Origin of the sequence: Nevskia ramosa DSM 11499, from assembly GCF_000420645.1 — a bacterium.
GTDB lineage: Bacteria > Pseudomonadota > Gammaproteobacteria > Nevskiales > Nevskiaceae > Nevskia > Nevskia ramosa.
In genome coordinates, this window is sequence record NZ_ATVI01000005.1 from 792076 (window position 1) to 808940 (window position 16865).

Consider the following 16865-nt stretch of genomic DNA (forward strand, 5'->3'; position numbering starts at 1 on the left):
CTCGGTGCGAGGTCAGCGGCCGTTGAAATGCTTCGGGGTCTAAAGGCGAAACGATGAGTCCATTGCAGTGGGCGTTGCTGATTTTCGCGGTGATCGCCGTCATCGCGATCTACGTTCTGTCGCGCCGCGACCGCCGGGCGATGAACGCCGATAGCGATATTCCCAGTCCCGGCGCGCCGGTGCGCGAACGGCAGCTCGACATCTTCGGTGCGGAAGGCCAGCAGTTCGACGAATTCGGCGTCGGCAAGGCGCGCCGGGTCGAACCGCGATTCGGCGAATCTGCGGCAGAGGAAGCGGCGCCTATCGTGCCGGCGCGCGGCCCGAGCTTCGGCACCCCGAAGACGGCTCCGGTAACCCCGGCTCCCGCGCCAGCGGTGGCCCCTGCGAAGCCGGTGATGCCCGGTCCGCAGAAGATCGTGTCGCTGCTTATTGCCCAGCGCGAGGGGCAGGCGATCCTCGGCCACGAGCTGCACGAAGCGCTCGAAGCCCAGAAGCTGGAATACGGCGCGCGTCAGATCTATCACCGCCTGCTCGGCGCCGATGCCGTGTTCAGCGTTGCCAGCCTGCTGAAGCCGGGACATCTCGATCCTGCGGCGGCCGGCACCTTCGCGACGCCAGGCCTGACCCTATTCATGGTTCTCCCCGGCCCGGTGCGGGCGCCGGACGCGATCCGCGACATGATCGGCACCGCCGAGAAACTGGCGCGTGCACTGAACGCCGAAGTGTTCGACGCCAAGAAGCAGCCGTTCTCGCCGTCATCGGCGCGGGCGCTGCAGCAGGAAGTCGAAGCCTGGGCGCGTAGTCACGGTGTCTGAGAAGACTTCGGCGGCGAAGCGTGCCGCCGAGCTTCGGCAGCAGCTTGAGCAGGCCAACCATCGCTATTACGTGCTCGATGCGCCCGAAATTTCGGACGCCGAGTACGACCAGCTGTTCAGCGAGCTGCAGCAGCTGGAAGCTGCGAACCCCGAACTGAAGGCGCCGGACTCGCCGACCCAGCGAGTCGGCGGTGCGCCGTCGCCGATGTTCGCCGCAGTTCGTCATCGCCAGCCGATGCTGAGCCTGCGTAAGGCCGCGATCGATCTGAAGGCCGAAGGTCGCGAGCTTCAGCACGCCGAGCTGATCGACTTCGATCGCCGCGTACGCGAAGTGCTGGCGAAGGCGGCGGTCGACTACATCGCCGAACCGAAACTCGACGGCCTTGCCGTGTCGCTGATCTACGAGCACGGCCTGCTGGTGCAGGGCGCGACGCGCGGCGATGGCGAGACCGGCGAGGACATCACGCAGAACCTCCGTACCATCCGCAGCCTGCCGCTGCGTCTGCGCGGCGAGGTGCCGCCGCTGGTCGAAGTGCGCGGCGAGGTTTTCCTGCCGCTGGCCGGCTTCCAGAAGATGGTTCGCGATGCCGAGGCGCGCGGCGAGAAGCCGCCGGTCAATCCGCGCAATGCCGCCGCTGGCAGCTTGCGGCAGCTCGAATCGGTGATCACAGCGAAGCGCCCGCTGGCGTTCTACGCCTACGGCACTGGCGTTTCCGAAGGCTGGACGCTGCCGGTGCGTCATCGCGATGTGCTCGACCAGCTCAAGGCCTGGGGCTTTCCGGTCTCCGAGCTGATCCAACCGGTGACCGGCGCCGAAGGCTGCCTCGCTTACTTCGAAGCAATCGGCGAGAAACGTGCGCGCCTGCCGTTCGACATCGACGGCGTTGTCTTCAAGCTCGACGATCTCGCTGGTCGCAGCGAACTCGGCAGCGTGTCGCGCGAGCCACGCTGGGCCGTGGCCTACAAATTCCCGGCCGAGGAAGCGGTGACGGTGCTCGAGAACGTCGAGTTCCAAATCGGCCGCACCGGCGCGGTGACGCCGGTCGCGCGGCTCCGGCCGGTGTTCGTCGGCGGCGCCAATGTCTCGAACGCGACGCTACACAACATGGACGAGGTGCAGCGCAAGGACGTCCGCATCGGCGACACCGTGATCGTGCGCCGCGCCGGCGACGTGATTCCCGAGGTCAAGGAAGTGGTCCTTGCGCAGCGGCCTGCCGACGCCCGCGTCGTCTTGCTGCCGCCGAGTTGCCCGGTCTGCGGCGGTGCCATCGCTCGCGAGGAAGGCGAGGCGATTGCCCGCTGCACCAACGGCTTGTCCTGCCGCGCGCAGTTGCATGGCGCGCTGATCCACTTCGTGTCGCGCAAGGCGATCGACATTGACGGCCTTGGCGAAAAGCTGCTGGCGCTGGTGATCGACGCGCTCGACGTGCGTACGCCGGCCGACATCTATCTGAAGCTCGATGCTGCGAAGCTCGCCGCACTCGAACGCATGGGCGAGAAATCGGCGCAGAACCTGGTCGATGCGATCGACGCCAGCCGCAACACCACCTTCGGCCGCTTCCTGTTCGCGCTCGGCATTCCGGTGGTCGGCGAGACCACGGCACGCGATCTGGCGCAGCACTATGGCAGCCTGACCGCGCTGCTGGCAGCGGCGGAAGCGGATCTCGCGACCGAGCACGCCGAGAAGAAGAAGGAAAGGTTTCCGTTGTTGCAGTCGGTGACCGATGTCGGCCCGACAGTCGCCGCATCGATTGCCCATTTCTTTGCCGAGCCACGCAACCGCGCGGTGATCGACACGCTAGTGAAGCCGCGTGAAGAAGGCGGCGCCGGCATTCACTGGCCAGCGCCGAAAGCTGCGGCGGAAGGTGCACTGACCGGCAAGACCCTGGTCATCACCGGTACCCTGCCGGGCCTGAGCCGTGAAGAAGCTGCCGCGCTGATCGAAGCGAATGGCGGCAAGGTCACTGGCAGCGTATCGGCGAAAACCGACTTCCTGCTGGCTGGTGAAGCGGCGGGATCGAAGCTCGCGAAAGCCGAAAAGCTCGGCGTGCCGGTGCTCGATCTGGCAGCGCTGCGCGGATTGATCGGCTAGTGAGCCGATCGCGCAAGTTCGGTATCGGCTTGTGCGCCCTGCGGTTGTTGATGGCGGCGCTGCTGTCCTGGGCCTGTCTCGAGCACTGGCCGAGCTTGTCGGCGAATGCCGAACTCGATGCGCTGGCCGATTACGATCCGCTCGCCGGCGCGGAAACCGAACGGGCTGCCGGGCATTTCAGCGAAGCGCTGATGATCATTGACGCGGGCCTGGAAACGAGTGACGCCGAGCAGAGGCCGGCGCTGCTCGCCGCGCAGACGCAGATCATTGCCGAGCGCGATGCCGTGCTGCGCCGTCTGACCGAAGCCGGACGCGGTGCGCTGACCGGGCAGGGGGACAGCACTGAAGCCCTCACCGGTGCGGTGGTGGCCGATCTGCTGGTGATCGGCGATGTCCGCGATCTGCTGATCCAGGGCGCGAAGGCGCTGCGCGGGGAGGACAGCGACGAGGTGATCGTGGCGCTGTCGGCGCTCGGTCTGGCGACGACCATCGCGCCCGGTGCCGATGCCGGCGTGGCCCTGATGAAGTTCGCGCGCCGGGCCGGGGCGCTCAGCGAGACGTTCGCGAAAACCCTGCTGCGTCTGGGGCGTCGTGCTTTCGAGACTGGCAAGACCGATGAACTGCTGGCCGTGGCCGGCGATGTGTCGCGGCTATCCGAGCGGGCGCGTCCGGCAGCGGCACTGCGCATCCTGCGGCCGATCGACGATCCTCAGATGCTCAATCGCGTCGCCAATCTCGCCGAGCGTCCGGGTGGCACGCTGGCACTGTGGCTGAATCCAGCACGATCGACGGCCTGGCTGAAGGCGAGCAGCGAAGCGGGTGATTCTGTTGGGGAACGCTGGCTGCTGAAAGCCGCACGCAAGGGTGAAGCCGGAATCGAATTCCTGGGCCGCCGTGGTGGCGATCTGCTGCGGCCGCATCCGTTGCTGGGATTGATCAAAGCCTTCTGGAGCGGCCATCTGCCAGCCTTGCTGACGAACCTGCTCGATGAGCAAGCTGCGCTGCTGACCGGCGCCGTGCTGGCCTGGCTGCTGTTCGAATGTCTACGTCTGGGCTGGCTGCTGCGCCGTCCAGCGCAAGAGACTTAGCTGCCGACTTCCTCGGGCGCCTTGGCGACGATCGACAGCGCGTGGATGTCGCCCTTCATCTGGTCGGCGAGCGCTTCATAGACCATCCGGTGCCGGCCGATCAGCGAGCGGCCGGAGAACTTCGCCGAGACGATGAACACCCGGTAATGTCCGCCGCCCTTGGCGCCGACATGACCCGCGTGGCGATGGCTGTCGTCCTCGATCTCCAGCTGCGAGGGCGCCAGCGCGGCATCGAGCGTCTTGCGGATGTTTTCAACGCGCAGGGGCATCGGGATCGACCATGTACCGGGACAGGAACGGAATGTGGGCGAGCATGAACACCAACATCAGCCCGGTGAAGCCGAACACCTTGACCTTCACCCAGACCGCTTCGCTGAAGTTCATCGCCACGTAGATGTTGAGCACCGCGCAGAACATAAAGAACAGTGCCCAGGCCAGATTGAGCTTGCGCCACAGCGCGCCGGGCAGCACCAGGTTCTTCTGCGGGATGCGCTGCATCAGGACCTTGTCGCCGATCACGTGGCTGCCGAGCAGGGCCAGCGCGAAGGCGCCGTAGATCGCCGTCGGCTTGAACAGGATGAATTTCGGATCCCGGAACCACAGCGTCAGGCCGCCGAGCACCGCGGCGACCAGCGCCGTGGCCAGCTGCAGCTTCGGCACCTTCTTCGTGCGCAGCCAGGTCACTGCCACCATCACCAGCAGAGCCACGATCAGCACCGCGGTGGCCGTGAACAGGTCGTAGAGCTTGTAAGCCACGAAGAACAGGATCGCGGGAATCAGGTCGAGCACAGCATTCATGTCAGCGGCAGGTTCCTGCATCGAATCGGTAGCGGCCTGCGGATGGTCGATCCCCGGGCCTCGGATGGCCGGATTATAGCCACGGCGCTCTTCGCATCATGGGGACTGATTGCTGCAGTCAACGATCCGCCATCCGGGCATGGGACAATGACCGCATGGCTTCCGAATGGCTTGAACTACATCCGATCGATCCTCAGCGCCGCTGGCTGCAGCGGGCGGCGGATCGTGTCCGTCAGGGCGCGGTGATCGCCTATCCAACCGACTCCTGCTACGCGTTCGGCTGCCGCCTGGGCGACAAGGATGCTGCGGAACGCATCCGCGGCCTGCGCGAATTCGATCGCCAGCATCAGTTCACCCTGGTCTGCCGCGATCTGTCCGAGATCGCCACTTACGCCAAGGTCGACAACTGGCAGTACCGGTTGTTGAAGCAGCTGACGCCGGGCCCGTACACCTTCGTGCTTGAAGCGACCAAGGAGCTGCCGCGCCGGGTGATGCACGAGAAGCGCAAGACCATCGGCATCCGCATTCCGGAGCACAAGGTCACCCAGGCGCTGCTGGAACTGCTCGGCGAGCCGATCCTGAGCTGCACCTTGCAATGGCCGGACGCCGAACAGCCGCTCGACGATCTCGACGACGACCGCGCGCGGCTGGAGCGCTCGGTGGATCTGGTGCTCGATGCCGGTACCTGCGGTGTCACCCCGACCACGGTGATCGATCTCACCGGCGAAGCGCCGCTGCTGATCCGCCAGGGGCGTGGCGATGTATCGACGCTGGGCCTGGCAGAAAGCTGAGCGGGCAGGTGGCGTGCGTGGCACCGGTATAATCGGCCGATGGAATCCCTGACCCTTTTTCAGCGACTGGCTGTGTCGCTGCTGCCGCTAGTGCTCGCGCTCACCGTTCGCGAAATCGTCCGTGGCCGCATGGCTCTGGCGCTTGGCGACAACACCGCGAAGCAACAAGGCCGCATGAGCCTCAATCCGCTCGCTCATGTCGACCCGATCGGCACCCTGCTGCTGCCCGGTGTGTTCATCGCGCTGAGCAGCGCCGGCCTCGGCGGTCTGCTGATCGGCTGGGCCAAGTTCATCCCCATTTCCGAGCGCAATTTCCGCAATCCGCGCAGCGGTGCGGTCAAGGTGGCTGCAGCCGGTCTGCTGTCGAATCTGGTGATGGCCGTGCTCTGGGCGGTGGTGTTGAAGATTTCCGTCGGCATGCCGGGCTCAAGCGAAGGCGTGTGGCTCGGCATCGGCACCATGGCCAATCTCGGCATCATGTTCAACGTCAGCTTCTTCGTGCTCAACCTGCTGCCGCTGCCGCCGTTCGATGTCGGCCGCATGCTGCTGGTGACCCTGCCACCGAAGCAGTCGATCGCGCTGGAGAAGCTTCAGCCGTACACCTTCCTGATCATCCTGGCGCTGGCCGTGCTCGGCGTGCTGGGGGTGATCATCGCGCCGATCTTCCGGCTGGTGATCGCGCTGATCCTGCTGATCGTCGGCCTGTAACTCGCCGCACCACCTCGCTCGTTTCCGATGACTTCCAACGCACGCCCCACCGTTCTGTCCGGCATCCAGCCGTCCGGCCGCCTCACGCTCGGCAACTATCTGGGCGCGATCAAGAACTGGCTGCCGCTGTCGAAGGACTACGACTGCCACTACATGCTGGTGGATCTGCACGCGATCACCGTGCGCCAGGATCCGGCCACCCTCCGCGAGCGCTGCTACGAGTTCCTGGCGCTGTACATCGCCTGCGGGCTCGATCCGAAAGACAACGTGCTGTTCGTGCAGAGCCACGTGCCGGCGCATTCGCAGCTCGGCTGGATCCTGAACTGCTACACGCAGTTCGGCGAGCTCGGGCGGATGACCCAGTTCAAGGACAAGAGCGCCAAGCATGCCGACAACATCAACGCCGGCCTGTTCGGCTATCCGGTGCTGATGGCGGCGGACATCCTGCTTTATGACGCGGCGCAAGTGCCGGTCGGCGACGATCAGAAGCAGCACCTGGAACTGACGCGCGACATCGCCAATCGCTTCAACAACATCTACGCCAATATCGACAAACCGGTCTTCACCGTGCCGGAGCCGATGATCCCGCCGGTCGGCGCGCGAATCATGGGTCTGCAGGATCCGACCGGAAAGATGTCGAAGTCCGACGACGCCGAAACCAACGCGTTGTACCTGCTCGACTCGCCGGACGTGATCGTCCGCAAGATCAAGCGTGCGGTCACCGACATGGATGGCGTCGTCCGCTTCGACATCGCCGCGAAGCCTGGCGTGTCGAATCTGCTGTCGATTCTTGCAGCGACCACCGGCAAGACCGTGACCGCGCTTGAAGCGGAATTCGAAGGCAAGCAATACGGTGCGTTCAAGGGCGCGGTAGCCGATGCGGTCGTCGAATGCCTGAAGCCGGTCCAGGCGAAATACGCCGAACTGCGCGAAGACCGTGATGGCCTGCGTGCGGTACTGAAGGACGGCGCCGAACGCGCCAGCGCCCGCGCCAATGCCACCCTGAAGCGCGTGCACGATGTGCTTGGCCTGATCCCGGCGTGAGCGGAGAGGAAGCCACCGAGCCTGCCGTCGACGCAGCGGTTCCGGCCGCCGAGGCGCGCGGCCCGCTGGTCAATGGCGAGCGGATGGCGCAGATGCCGAGCGATCTGTACATCCCGCCGGATGCGCTGGAAGTCTTTCTCGAAACCTTCGAAGGTCCGCTCGATCTGCTGCTATACCTGATCCGCAAGCAGAACCTGGACATCCTCGATATCCCGGTGCTGAAGATCACCCAGCAGTACATGGAATACATCCGCCTGATGCGCGAGCTGCGCCTGGAACTGGCGGCCGAGTATCTGGTGATGGCCGCCTGGCTGGCCGAGATCAAGTCGCGCATCCTGCTGCCCAAGCCGCCCGCGCATGACGATGAAACCGGTGGCGATCCGCGCATGGAACTGGTGCGCCGCCTGCAGGAATACGAGCGCTTCAAGACTGCCGCCGAAGCGCTGGACGCACTGCCGAGAGTCGGCCGCGAGATCGCCGTGGTGCAGGCGCGGCCGGACAAGGTCGACGTCGTCGTGCTGCCACCGGCGCCGGGTCTGCGCGAGCTGATGCTGGCGTTCCGCGAAGTGCTGCTGCGAGCCGAGCTGTTCACCCGCCACACCATCGCTCGCGAGCCGCTGAGCGTCCGCGAGCGGATGAGCCATGTGCTTGATTGCGTGCGCAACGGCCCGATCCGCTTCGTCGATCTGGTCGATCCGGCGGAGGGGCGGGCAGGGGTGGTCGTCTGCCTGCTGGCGATCCTGGAACTGGCGAAGTCGTCGATGCTGGAGATCACCCAGTCCGGCCCGTTCGCGCTGGTGACCATCGCCGCGGCCGGCGCGGGTGAAGCGGCGCTGGCCGAGGACGCATGAGCGCCGCATCAGCACTGCAACTCGAAAACGTCGCCAAGGGTTTCGGCAGCAAGGCCGCCGTTGCCGGCCTGAACCTGCGGCTCGAAGCGGGACAGTTCTACGCGCTGCTCGGTGCCAACGGCGCCGGCAAGACCACCACGCTGCGGATGATCGCTGGCCTGCTGCAGCCGGACGCCGGCAGCATCCGCGTGTTCGGCCATGATCTGGCCCGCGAGCCGATGGCCGCCAAGCAGCAGCTGGCCTTCCTGCCCGATGAGCCGATGCTCTACGGCAAGCTGCGCTGCACGGAGTATCTGGAGTTCGTCGCCGGCCTCTGGGGCGTCGATGGCCGGACCGCCGAGCGCAAGGGCGAAGACCTGCTGCGCTGGCTCGATCTCTGGGATGCGCGCGCCAACTACTGCGAAAACCTGTCGCGCGGCATGCAGCAGAAGCTGACCCTGGCCGGCGCGCTGATCCACGAGCCGAAGCTGCTGATTCTCGACGAGCCGCTGACCGGCCTCGATGCCGCCGCCGCGCGCAAGGTCAAGGACTTCCTCGCCGGCCTGGTGCGCGATGGCCTGACCGTGCTGTTCACCACCCACATCCTCGAAGTGGCCGAACGCATGGCCTCGCGCATCGGCCTGATCCGCGCCGGCCAGCTGATTGCCGAAGGCACGCTGGACGAACTGCGCCAGCAGTACGGCAACGTTCACGACACGCTCGAAGACCTGTTCCTGTCGGCGACTGGCCCAGAGGCGATATGAGGTTTGCGGCCGGCGGTCTGCCGTGGCTGGTCTGGCAGGATCTGCGCCTCGCCTTTCGCGGCATGAGCCTGGGCCGTCGGCGCCTCTGGCCTTATTTGCTCTACGGCGGCTTCCTGATCGGCCTGCACGCCGTGGCCGGGCTGGTGCTGTACGCGATGCTCACGGCGCCGACCAGCTTGAGCACCGAGCGGGCGCTGCAGTTCTCCGGCGTGATGCTGCTGTCGCTGGAGTTCTTCATGCTGATGGCCGCGATGATCGGCAGCTTCCGCCTGATCCTCGCCGGCCGCGAGCTGAGCCTGCATCTGTCCAGCCCGCTGCCGTTCGAGCGGGTGCTGTGGATGCGGGTGGTATCGCTGATTGCCGGCACCTGGGCGATCTCGATCCTGCTGGTGACGCCGGTCGCCAACATGGGCGCGCTGCTCGGCGAGCCGCTGTTCCTGCTCGCCTATCCGGTCACCGTGATGATGGCGATGGTGACCCTGGCGCTGGCGCTGTTCATCATCGGGCTGGCGGTGCGGCTGTTCGGCGTCGTCCGGGCGAGGCGAGTGCTGCAGGTGGTGCAGGCACTGGTGCCGCTGGGCTTCGTCGCGGTCAGCCTGCTGTCGCGCGATCCGCAAGCGAAGTCCAGCGATGGCGGCCAAGGCATCGCCAACAGCGGTCTCGCGGCGCATGCCCATCTGGTGCGGCTGCCGGCGCTGGCGATGACCGGCGATCTCACCGCCTTGATGGGCATGAGCCTGCTCGCCGGCCTGAGTCTGGTACTCGCGACCCGTTATGCCGCGCCGGCGATCCTGCAGGCCGTGCAATCACCGGACAACGCGCCGCCGCGCCAGCGCCGTCAGCAGGCAAGCGGCGAGACCATGCCGCGCTTCCGTCCCGGTCTGCTGAGAGTAGTGATGCTCAAGGAATGGCGGACCATCGTTCGCGACCCACGGCTGGCGATCGCGCTGCTCGCGCAGCCGATGCTGATCGTCGCGTTCTTCTACGGCAATCTGTTCAAGGGCCAGTACCAGCTCGCCGCGGCTGTCGCCGCCACTACCTTCTTCGCCGGCCAGCTCAGCCAGTACATCTCGAACCTGATGATCAGCGCCGAGGAAGCCCCGGCGCTGCTCGGTGCTTCACCTCGCTCCCGGGGCCAGCTGATCGCCTACAAGTGCATTGCCGCACTTGCCCCGGTGTTGCTGCTGATGCTGCTGGCCTCGCTCTGGGCGATGGCGCAGAACCTGTGGATGGGCATCGTCTGCCTGCTGTGCAGTTTCGGCGCTGGCTTCTGTGCCTGCGCGGTGGAAGTGGCAAGGCCGTATCCATCGCCGCGGCGCTCGTTCGTGCAGGTTTCGGCGGCGCGCCGCTCGCGCGATCCGCTCGATATCGTCAGCGTCCTGGCCATGCAATTCGGCTGGACGGCCGCCGCCTGGTTTCTCGCCAACGGCAATCTCTGGGGCGCCGGCATCGTGCTGCTGGTGCTGCTGGTGCCGTTCTTCGAATGGTGGCGCGACGCCAATCGGCAGAATTTGCTGGGATACTAGGGTCTGTTCACAATCACTTTGATCGCTGCGTTGCGAGTCAAAAAGCCGCCGGGCGAGGCGCGAACCGCAGGCCATAGCCACCTATGGTCAAGGTTCGCAACGAAGTCCCGGCGGTTTTTTGGCCGCAACCCGAAGGGGCGGGATCGTTTTTGCCCATTGCTGCCTTACTCGTCGCGCCAATGGGTCGGCCATTGGCCGCTCCTCGTTCGTTGCACTGGGCAAAAACGACCTCCGCCGCAGTGACCAAAGTGATTGTGAACAGACCCGTGTCCCTGATGAACCACCCGCCGTGAGGCGGCAAGCGCGCAGCCACTGCTGGGCGATCACCGATGTATCCGAAGGACTGAAAGCGTGAACGAAGAAGAGCAGGAAAACCGCATGGTCGAGACCTCGGCCGATACCTCACCGGCCGTCGATCTCGGTGCCGTCAGCTTGATCATCGAAGCGCTGCTGCTGGCTTCCGACGGCGCGCTGTCGATGGATCAGCTGGTGCGCTTCGTCGGCTCCGAGTTCAACCTCGGCAAGCGCGAACTGCGCGAAGCGCTGGCCCTGGTCGACAGCCGCTTCTCCGGCACCGCCAGCGAGCTGAAGGAAGTGGCCAGCGGCTGGCGTGTGCAGGTGCGGCCGGAATACGCCGAATGGGTCGCGCGCCTGTGGCAGGAAAAGCCGCCGAAGTATTCGCGCGCCCTGCTCGAAACCCTGGCGCTGATCGTCTATCGCCAGCCGATCACGCGCGGCGAGATCGAGGACGTGCGCGGTGTCGCCGTGTCCTCGAACATCCTGCGCACGCTCTCGGAGCGCGGCTGGATCCGCGAACTGGGCCACAAGGACGTGCCGGGCCGCCCGGCGCTGTTCGGAACCACGTCGCAGTTCCTCGACGACTTCAACCTGCGCACGCTCGACCAGCTGCCGGCGCTGCCGGACGTCAAGGATCTCGAACAGCTGGAAGCCGCACTGGCCAAGCTCGGTGCCGGCGCCGGTGCCGCGGCGCTGCCGCGTCCGGGCGAAGAAGAGGCCGACAGCGACGAGGAGTCTGACGGCGGCTCCGATGGTGACGATGCGCCAGCCGACGTGGTGCTCCATTGAGCGGCGAACGGATTCAGAAGGTGCTGGCCGATGCCGGCCTCGCCTCGCGTCGCGCCATCGAAACGATGGTCGCCGAAGGCCGCATCAAGGTGAACGGCGAAGCGGCGACGGCGGGCCAGAAGGTGGTGGCCGGCGATCGCATCACCATCGACGGCCGCATGGTTCGCCATTCGTACGCGAAGGAAGCGACCCGCGTGCTGCTGTACAAGAAGCGCGTCGGAGAGCTGGTCACGCGGGATGATCCCGAAGGCCGCAAGACGGTGTTCAAGAAGCTGCCGAAGCTCGACAACGGCCGCTGGATCGCCGTCGGCCGTCTCGATCTGAACACCTCCGGCCTGCTGCTGATGACCAACGACGGCGAGTTGGCCCGTCGCCTGACCCATCCAAGCTACGAGATGGAGCGCGAGTACGCCGTGCGCGTGCTCGGCACCATCACCAAGGAAACGCTCGACAAGCTACGCAAGGGCGTCGAGCTGGAAGACGGCCCGGCGCACTTCGACAAGATCGAGCCCGGCGAGCGCATCGCCCCCGAACTCGATGACGATGGTGACGACGAAGGCCGGACCGGCTCGGCGAATACCTGGTGGAAGGTCACCCTGAAGGAAGGCCGCAACCGCGAAGTGCGGCGCCTGTTCGATTCGCAGGATTTGAAAGTCAGCCGCCTGATCCGCGTCCGCTATGGCCCGATCCTGCTTGGTCGTGGCGTCAAGTCCAGCGGCTTCCGCGATCTCGATCGTGACGAGCTGAGCGCGCTGCGTGCAGCGGTCGGCTTCGAAGCGCCGAAGAAGGCGAAAGAGCCGCGTGAGCGGCGTTCACGGCCCGGTGCCGAAGAGCGAAAGATCGGCGACGTGCCGCGTCGCGACGCGATCAAGAAGATCGATCGCAAGGCCAAGCCGGAAGGCTGGACCGGCTACAAGCCGCGCAAGCCGGAGTAGAAAATCGGGGCAGGCCCGTAGGGTGGGCAGGCTGCATCTGCCCACCATGCTCCGCAGTTGAACGATCTCGAATCGGTGGGCAGATACGACCTGCCCACCCTACGTCGCTTGCAGCCAGCGATGCAGAAGTTCAGGCGGCCGGCTTCGCCCCGCCCAGCGCGGCCACCAGATCACCAACCAGCAGACTCAGCTCGCCGGTCATCAAGGTGAAATCGGTATCGAAGGCGTCGGCGTCGTTCTTCTTCGCGGCGGCATCGTCTTCGCTGATGTCGATGAAGCGGATGCGCTTGATCGCCAGCTTGTCGGTCAGCACCAGGGTCAGGCGCTCGCGCCAGCCCAGGCCGACGCGGGTGACGATCTTGCCGCCGTTGATCAGGCTTTTCAGCTCCGGGCCATCGAGACTGTGGCGGGCGTAGCGCACCGCGGCCTTGGTCGGGTTGTCGGCCAGCAGTTCGCAGTCGTCCTGGACCAGGAACATCGGCGGTGACGAACCCGTCGCCAGCCAGGCGGTCATCGCCGCGGACGGTGCTTCCTTCGTATCCAGAGGCACGGCCGGTAGGTCACCGAGATCGGCACGCAGTACGGTGCCGAGGTCTTCGGCGAGCTTTGGCGAGGAACTGTCGACGATGAACCAGCCGTGCTCGAAATCGATCCAGGCGCGGACCGTGCGGCTGCGGATGAAGGCGCGCGGCCGCAGCTCGTCGATGACCAGATCCTTCAAGTCACGCAGCTGCTTGCGGCCCGGCGCGAAGCCCTGCTGCTGTTCGAGCGCGGCGGCCTTTTCCTTGAGCACCTGATTGACCACCGAGCCTGGCAGCATGCGCTGCTCGATGCCAAGGGCGATCAGCAACTGCTTGCCCTGCGAGTAGACCAGGCCAGCGCCCGGCGCCGGCGGCACCCAGCCCTGGCTCTGCATGCTGGCGCTGTTGACCGGGATCAGCGGGTGCTTGGCCAGCGCTTCTTCCACCTGCGCCGCCGTCATTCGCCAGCCCGGCGCCAGCGAGTACACCGTCAAATTCTTGAACCAGATCGACATCGGATGGAGGCAGGTCAGCGTGGGGCGCAAGAGGGTAGCGGAGGCGGGCGCCGGTCGCTAGCAGTGGGTCTGTTCACGATCGCTTTGATCGCTGCGTTGCAGGTCAAAAGCGCGCCGGGCGAGGCGCGAACCGCAGGCCATAGCCACCTATGGTCAAGGTTCGCAACGAAGTCCCGGCGCGCTTTTGGCCGCAACCCTTCGGGGCGGGGCCATTTCTGCGCATTGCTGCCTCTCTCGTCGCGCCAATGGTCGGCCATTGGCCGCTCCTCGTTCGTTGCACTGCGCAGAAATGACCTCCGCCGCAGCGAGCAAAGTGATCGTGAACAGACCCAGCGCTCAGCGCAGCTTCTTCAGCTTGTAGAGCAGCTCCAGCGCCTCACGCGGGCTCAATGCGTCGGGATCGGTCTTGTCGAGCAGGCTCAGCGCTTTCGATTCGGCCGGCGCGAACAGCGCGAGCTGAGGCGGTTCCGGTTTGCGCGCGGCGGGCAGGGCTTTCGCGGGTGCGGCTTCGGCCTGCTTTTCCAGCGCGTTGAGGATGGTCCTTGCGCGTGCGATCACCGGTCCCGGCACGCCGGCCAGTGCCGCCACCTGCAGGCCGTAGGAACGGTTCGCCGGCCCCGGCTGCACCTTGTGCAGGAACACCAGTTGTTCGCCGGCCGCCGATGAATATTCGGCGGCGTCGAGGTGGACGTTGACCACCGCCGGCAGCTCGTCGGCGAGCGCGGTCAGTTCGAAATAATGGGTTGCGAACAGGGTCCAGGCTTTCGAGGTCGTCGCCAGGTATTCGGCGCAGGCGCGGGCGAGGGCGAGGCCGTCATAGGTCGACGTGCCGCGGCCGACTTCGTCCATCAGCACCAGGCTTTGCGCGGTGGCGTTGTGCAGGATATTCGCGGTTTCCGACATCTCGACCATGAACGTCGACTGCGCGCGCGCCAGATCGTCGGCAGCGCCGATGCGGGTGAAGATGCGATCGACCGGGCCGATCACCGCGCTCTCCGCCGGCACGAAACTGCCGGCGTGGGCAAGCAGCACGATCAGCGCCGTCTGGCGCATGTAGGTGCTCTTGCCGCCCATGTTCGGGCCGGTGATCAGCAGCAGGCGGCGGCTGTCGTCGAGCAGGCTGTCGTTCGGCACGAATGGCGTGTCCAGCGTGGTTTCAACCACCGGATGCCGGCCGCCGCTGATCCGGATGCCGGCGCTTTCGACGAGTGCGGGCCGTGTCCAGCGCATCGCTTCGGCGCGCTCGGCGTAACTACCCAGCACGTCGAGTTCGGCGATCGCGGCGGCCGTGGCCTGCAGCGGCACGAGATCGGCGGCAACCCGATCGAGGAGCGCCTCGTAAAGCTGCTTCTCGCGGGCCAGCGATTTGTCGCGGGCGCCGAGCACCTGATCCTCGAAGCGCTTCAGCTCCTCGGTGATGTAGCGCTCGGCATTGGTCAGGGTCTGGCGGCGCAGGTAGTCGGCTGGCACCTTCGCCGAGTGCAGCTTCGATACCTCGATGAAATAGCCCTGCACCCGGTTGTAGCCGACCTTCAGGCCATCGATGCCGGAACGCGCCCGCTCGCGGCTTTCGAGATCGAGCAGGAAGCCGTCGGCATTGGTCGACAGATTGCGCAGCTCGTCGAGCGAGGCGTCGAAGCCCGGGCGGAACACGCCGCCGTCACGGGCCAGCAGCGGCGGCTCGTCGACGATCGCGCGCGCCAGTTCGGCGGCGAGGGAAGGGTGATCGCCGAGCCGTTCGGCCAGCGATCTCGGCAGCGGCGCATCGACGGTCGCGAAGGTTTGCGCCAAGGCCGGCAGCCCGGCCAGCGACGCGCCCAGCCCGGCCAGATCGCGCGGCCTTGCCGAGCGCAAGGACACGCGCGCCAGGATGCGTTCGATATCGGCAATCGGTCGCAGCGCTTCGCGCAAGGTTCGATAGCTGCCATCGTCGATCAGCATCGCCACTGCGTCATGGCGGGCACCCACCGTTTCGCGATCGCGCAGCGGCCGCGACAGCCAGCGCCGCATCTGCCGGCTGCCCATGCTGGTCACGCAGGCGTCGAGCACCGCGACCAGGGTGTGCGGCGCGGAGCCGGACAGTGAGTGCTCGATCTCCAGATTGCGCCGCGTCGACGGATCGAGGATCAGCGCTTCGTCGATCGTTTCGACCCGCAAGCCAGTCAGATGCGCGACCTTGGCCTTCTGGGTTTCCTGCACGTACTGCAGCAGCGCGCCGGCAGCACCCAAGGCCGGGCCGAGTTCATCGGCGCCAAAGCCACGCAGATCGCGAGTGCCGAACTGCTCGGTCAGCAGACGGCGGGCAGACGAGGTATCGAAATGCCAGACCGGCCGAGCCCGGCCGTGCAAGCCGCCAAGTTCGTAGGCCGAGTCTTCCGGCGTCAGCAGTTCGGAAGCACGCAGGCGATGCAGCTCGGCGCGCCAGTCGCCGGCGCTTTCGGTTTCCAGCACCGAGAAGCGTCCGGACGACAGCTCCAGCCAGGCCAGTCCGAACTTGCCGCCGCTGATGCAGGCCGCCGCGAGCAGATTCTGGGCACGCGAATCGAGCAGCGAATCCTCAGTCGCGGTGCCCGGCGTGACCACGCGGACCACTTCGCGGCGCACCGGCCCTTTCTCGAGTCCGACTTCGCCTACCTGCTCGACAATCGCTGCCGATTCGCCCTGACGGATCAGCCGGCCGAGATAGTTCTCGAGCTGGTGATAAGGCACGCCCGCCATCGCGATCGGCGCGCCATTCGATTCGCCACGCTTGGTCAGCGTGATGTTCAGCAGCTTCGAGGCCTTGCGCGCATCCTCGTAGAACAGCTCGTAGAAATCGCCCATCCGATACAGCACCAGCGTGTCCGGATACTGCGACTTGATCGCCAGGTACTGCTGCATCATCGGCGTGTGTTCGCCGGGTTTCGCGCTACTCATGAGCCGGGCAGGGTCTTGTGGGCGATCTTGAGACTGCGGGCTGCTTTCAGCAGCGTTTTGTCGAGTGTCACCAGGGTCGCTTCACGATTGCGAGCGATGGCCAGATGCAGGGCATCGCTGCTGCGCAGGCCGCTTTTCCAGTCGCGAAGCAAGCCACTAGCCAGCTCGAAATCGGCGGCAGTGGGTAGCACGACGAGAAAGGTTTCGGCACGGGCGGTGGCAAAGCGTTCAAGGATGGCGTCCTGCATGGCAGCAGCCAGTTGACCGGAACGGATCTTGAAGCTGATCGCGCTGTGAAACTCGGTAGCGGTCCATTGACTGATCGTGAAGCTTTCGAAATCGTGACGGGAGAAAAACGCCTCCACAGCTGTCGAGGAGGCTTCGGTCGTGAAGTAGGAAAGCAGGAAACTGGTATCGAAATACAGCATCGGCCCGC

The 16865-nt window shown here is 65.9% G+C and carries 16 protein-coding genes; 11 read left to right on the forward strand and 5 right to left on the reverse strand.

Annotated elements, in window-relative coordinates; translation table 11 throughout:
• Nucleotides 1-53: 53 nt before the first annotated feature.
• From G513_RS24640 to G513_RS24645, 3 genes are read left to right on the forward strand one after another with little or no spacing between them, the layout of a single operon-like run.
• A complete protein-coding gene (locus G513_RS24640) occupies nucleotides 54-815 on the forward strand; it encodes a cell division protein ZipA (RefSeq protein ID WP_084711332.1) in 762 nt (253 codons plus the stop codon).
• On the forward strand, nucleotides 808-2907 hold the full coding sequence (gene ligA, locus G513_RS0104305; protein WP_022975592.1) for an NAD-dependent DNA ligase LigA: 2100 nt from the start codon (nucleotides 808-810) through the stop codon (nucleotides 2905-2907). Before G513_RS24640 ends, ligA begins: the two co-directional genes overlap by 8 nt.
• Nucleotides 2907-3995 (forward strand): hypothetical protein, encoded by a 1089-nt coding sequence (locus G513_RS24645; RefSeq protein WP_022975593.1) that lies wholly within the window; start codon nucleotides 2907-2909, stop codon nucleotides 3993-3995. Before ligA ends, G513_RS24645 begins: the two co-directional genes overlap by 1 nt.
• On the opposite strand, the gene G513_RS0104315 is transcribed toward G513_RS24645, so the two are convergent.
• Both G513_RS0104315 and ispZ read right to left on the reverse strand, forming a co-directional pair.
• Nucleotides 3992-4264, reverse strand: a complete 273-nt coding sequence (locus G513_RS0104315) for a BolA family protein (RefSeq protein WP_022975594.1) — start codon at nucleotides 4262-4264, stop codon at nucleotides 3992-3994. The genes G513_RS24645 and G513_RS0104315 overlap by 4 nt on opposite strands.
• Nucleotides 4248-4793: a septation protein IspZ gene (gene ispZ, locus G513_RS0104320; RefSeq protein ID WP_028475125.1), complete on the reverse strand. Its 546-nt coding sequence runs from the start codon at nucleotides 4791-4793 to the stop codon at nucleotides 4248-4250. The genes G513_RS0104315 and ispZ overlap by 17 nt, the downstream gene beginning before the upstream one ends.
• Nucleotides 4794-4948: 155 nt before the next feature.
• On the opposite strand from ispZ, the gene G513_RS0104325 reads away from it, so the two are divergent.
• The 8 genes from G513_RS0104325 (at nucleotide 4949) to G513_RS21325 (ending at nucleotide 12477) form a co-directional block, all read left to right on the forward strand.
• A complete protein-coding gene (locus G513_RS0104325; RefSeq protein ID WP_022975596.1) occupies nucleotides 4949-5584 on the forward strand; it encodes an L-threonylcarbamoyladenylate synthase in 636 nt (211 codons plus the stop codon).
• Nucleotides 5585-5623: 39 nt separating this feature from the next.
• Nucleotides 5624-6292: a site-2 protease family protein gene (locus G513_RS0104330; RefSeq protein WP_022975597.1), complete on the forward strand. Its 669-nt coding sequence runs from the start codon at nucleotides 5624-5626 to the stop codon at nucleotides 6290-6292.
• A gap of 27 nt (nucleotides 6293-6319) precedes the next feature.
• Entirely contained in the window at nucleotides 6320-7336 is a 1017-nt protein-coding gene (gene trpS / locus G513_RS0104335) for a tryptophan--tRNA ligase (protein ID WP_022975598.1), read from the forward strand.
• Nucleotides 7333-8187: a segregation and condensation protein A gene (locus tag G513_RS21315; protein ID WP_022975599.1), complete on the forward strand. Its 855-nt coding sequence runs from the start codon at nucleotides 7333-7335 to the stop codon at nucleotides 8185-8187. The genes trpS and G513_RS21315 overlap by 4 nt, the downstream gene beginning before the upstream one ends.
• Complete coding sequence (locus G513_RS0104345) at nucleotides 8184-8930, forward strand: ABC transporter ATP-binding protein (RefSeq protein WP_022975600.1); 747 nt, start codon at nucleotides 8184-8186, stop codon at nucleotides 8928-8930. Before G513_RS21315 ends, G513_RS0104345 begins: the two co-directional genes overlap by 4 nt.
• Entirely contained in the window at nucleotides 8927-10456 is a 1530-nt protein-coding gene (locus G513_RS0104350) for a hypothetical protein (RefSeq protein WP_022975601.1), read from the forward strand. Before G513_RS0104345 ends, G513_RS0104350 begins: the two co-directional genes overlap by 4 nt.
• Nucleotides 10457-10807: 351 nt before the next feature.
• The gene (gene scpB / locus G513_RS21320; RefSeq protein WP_022975602.1) at nucleotides 10808-11542 is read left to right on the forward strand and encodes an SMC-Scp complex subunit ScpB; all 735 of its coding nucleotides are present in this window, start codon (nucleotides 10808-10810) and stop codon (nucleotides 11540-11542) included.
• On the forward strand, nucleotides 11539-12477 hold the full coding sequence (locus G513_RS21325) for a pseudouridine synthase (RefSeq protein ID WP_211219598.1): 939 nt from the start codon (nucleotides 11539-11541) through the stop codon (nucleotides 12475-12477). Before scpB ends, G513_RS21325 begins: the two co-directional genes overlap by 4 nt.
• 130 nt (nucleotides 12478-12607) lie before the next feature.
• On the opposite strand, the gene G513_RS0104365 is transcribed toward G513_RS21325, so the two are convergent.
• The 3 genes from G513_RS0104365 to G513_RS0104375 all read right to left on the reverse strand — a co-directional run bounded on the left by G513_RS0104365 (nucleotide 12608) and on the right by G513_RS0104375 (nucleotide 16857).
• The gene (locus G513_RS0104365; protein WP_022975603.1) at nucleotides 12608-13513 is read right to left on the reverse strand and encodes a recombination-associated protein RdgC; all 906 of its coding nucleotides are present in this window, start codon (nucleotides 13511-13513) and stop codon (nucleotides 12608-12610) included.
• Between the two features lie 336 nt (nucleotides 13514-13849).
• Nucleotides 13850-16429: a DNA mismatch repair protein MutS gene (mutS, locus tag G513_RS0104370; protein WP_022975604.1), complete on the reverse strand. Its 2580-nt coding sequence runs from the start codon at nucleotides 16427-16429 to the stop codon at nucleotides 13850-13852.
• Complete coding sequence (locus tag G513_RS0104375) at nucleotides 16426-16857, reverse strand: type II toxin-antitoxin system VapC family toxin (protein WP_022975605.1); 432 nt, start codon at nucleotides 16855-16857, stop codon at nucleotides 16426-16428. Before G513_RS0104375 ends, mutS begins: the two co-directional genes overlap by 4 nt.
• Nucleotides 16858-16865: the final 8 nt, after the last annotated feature.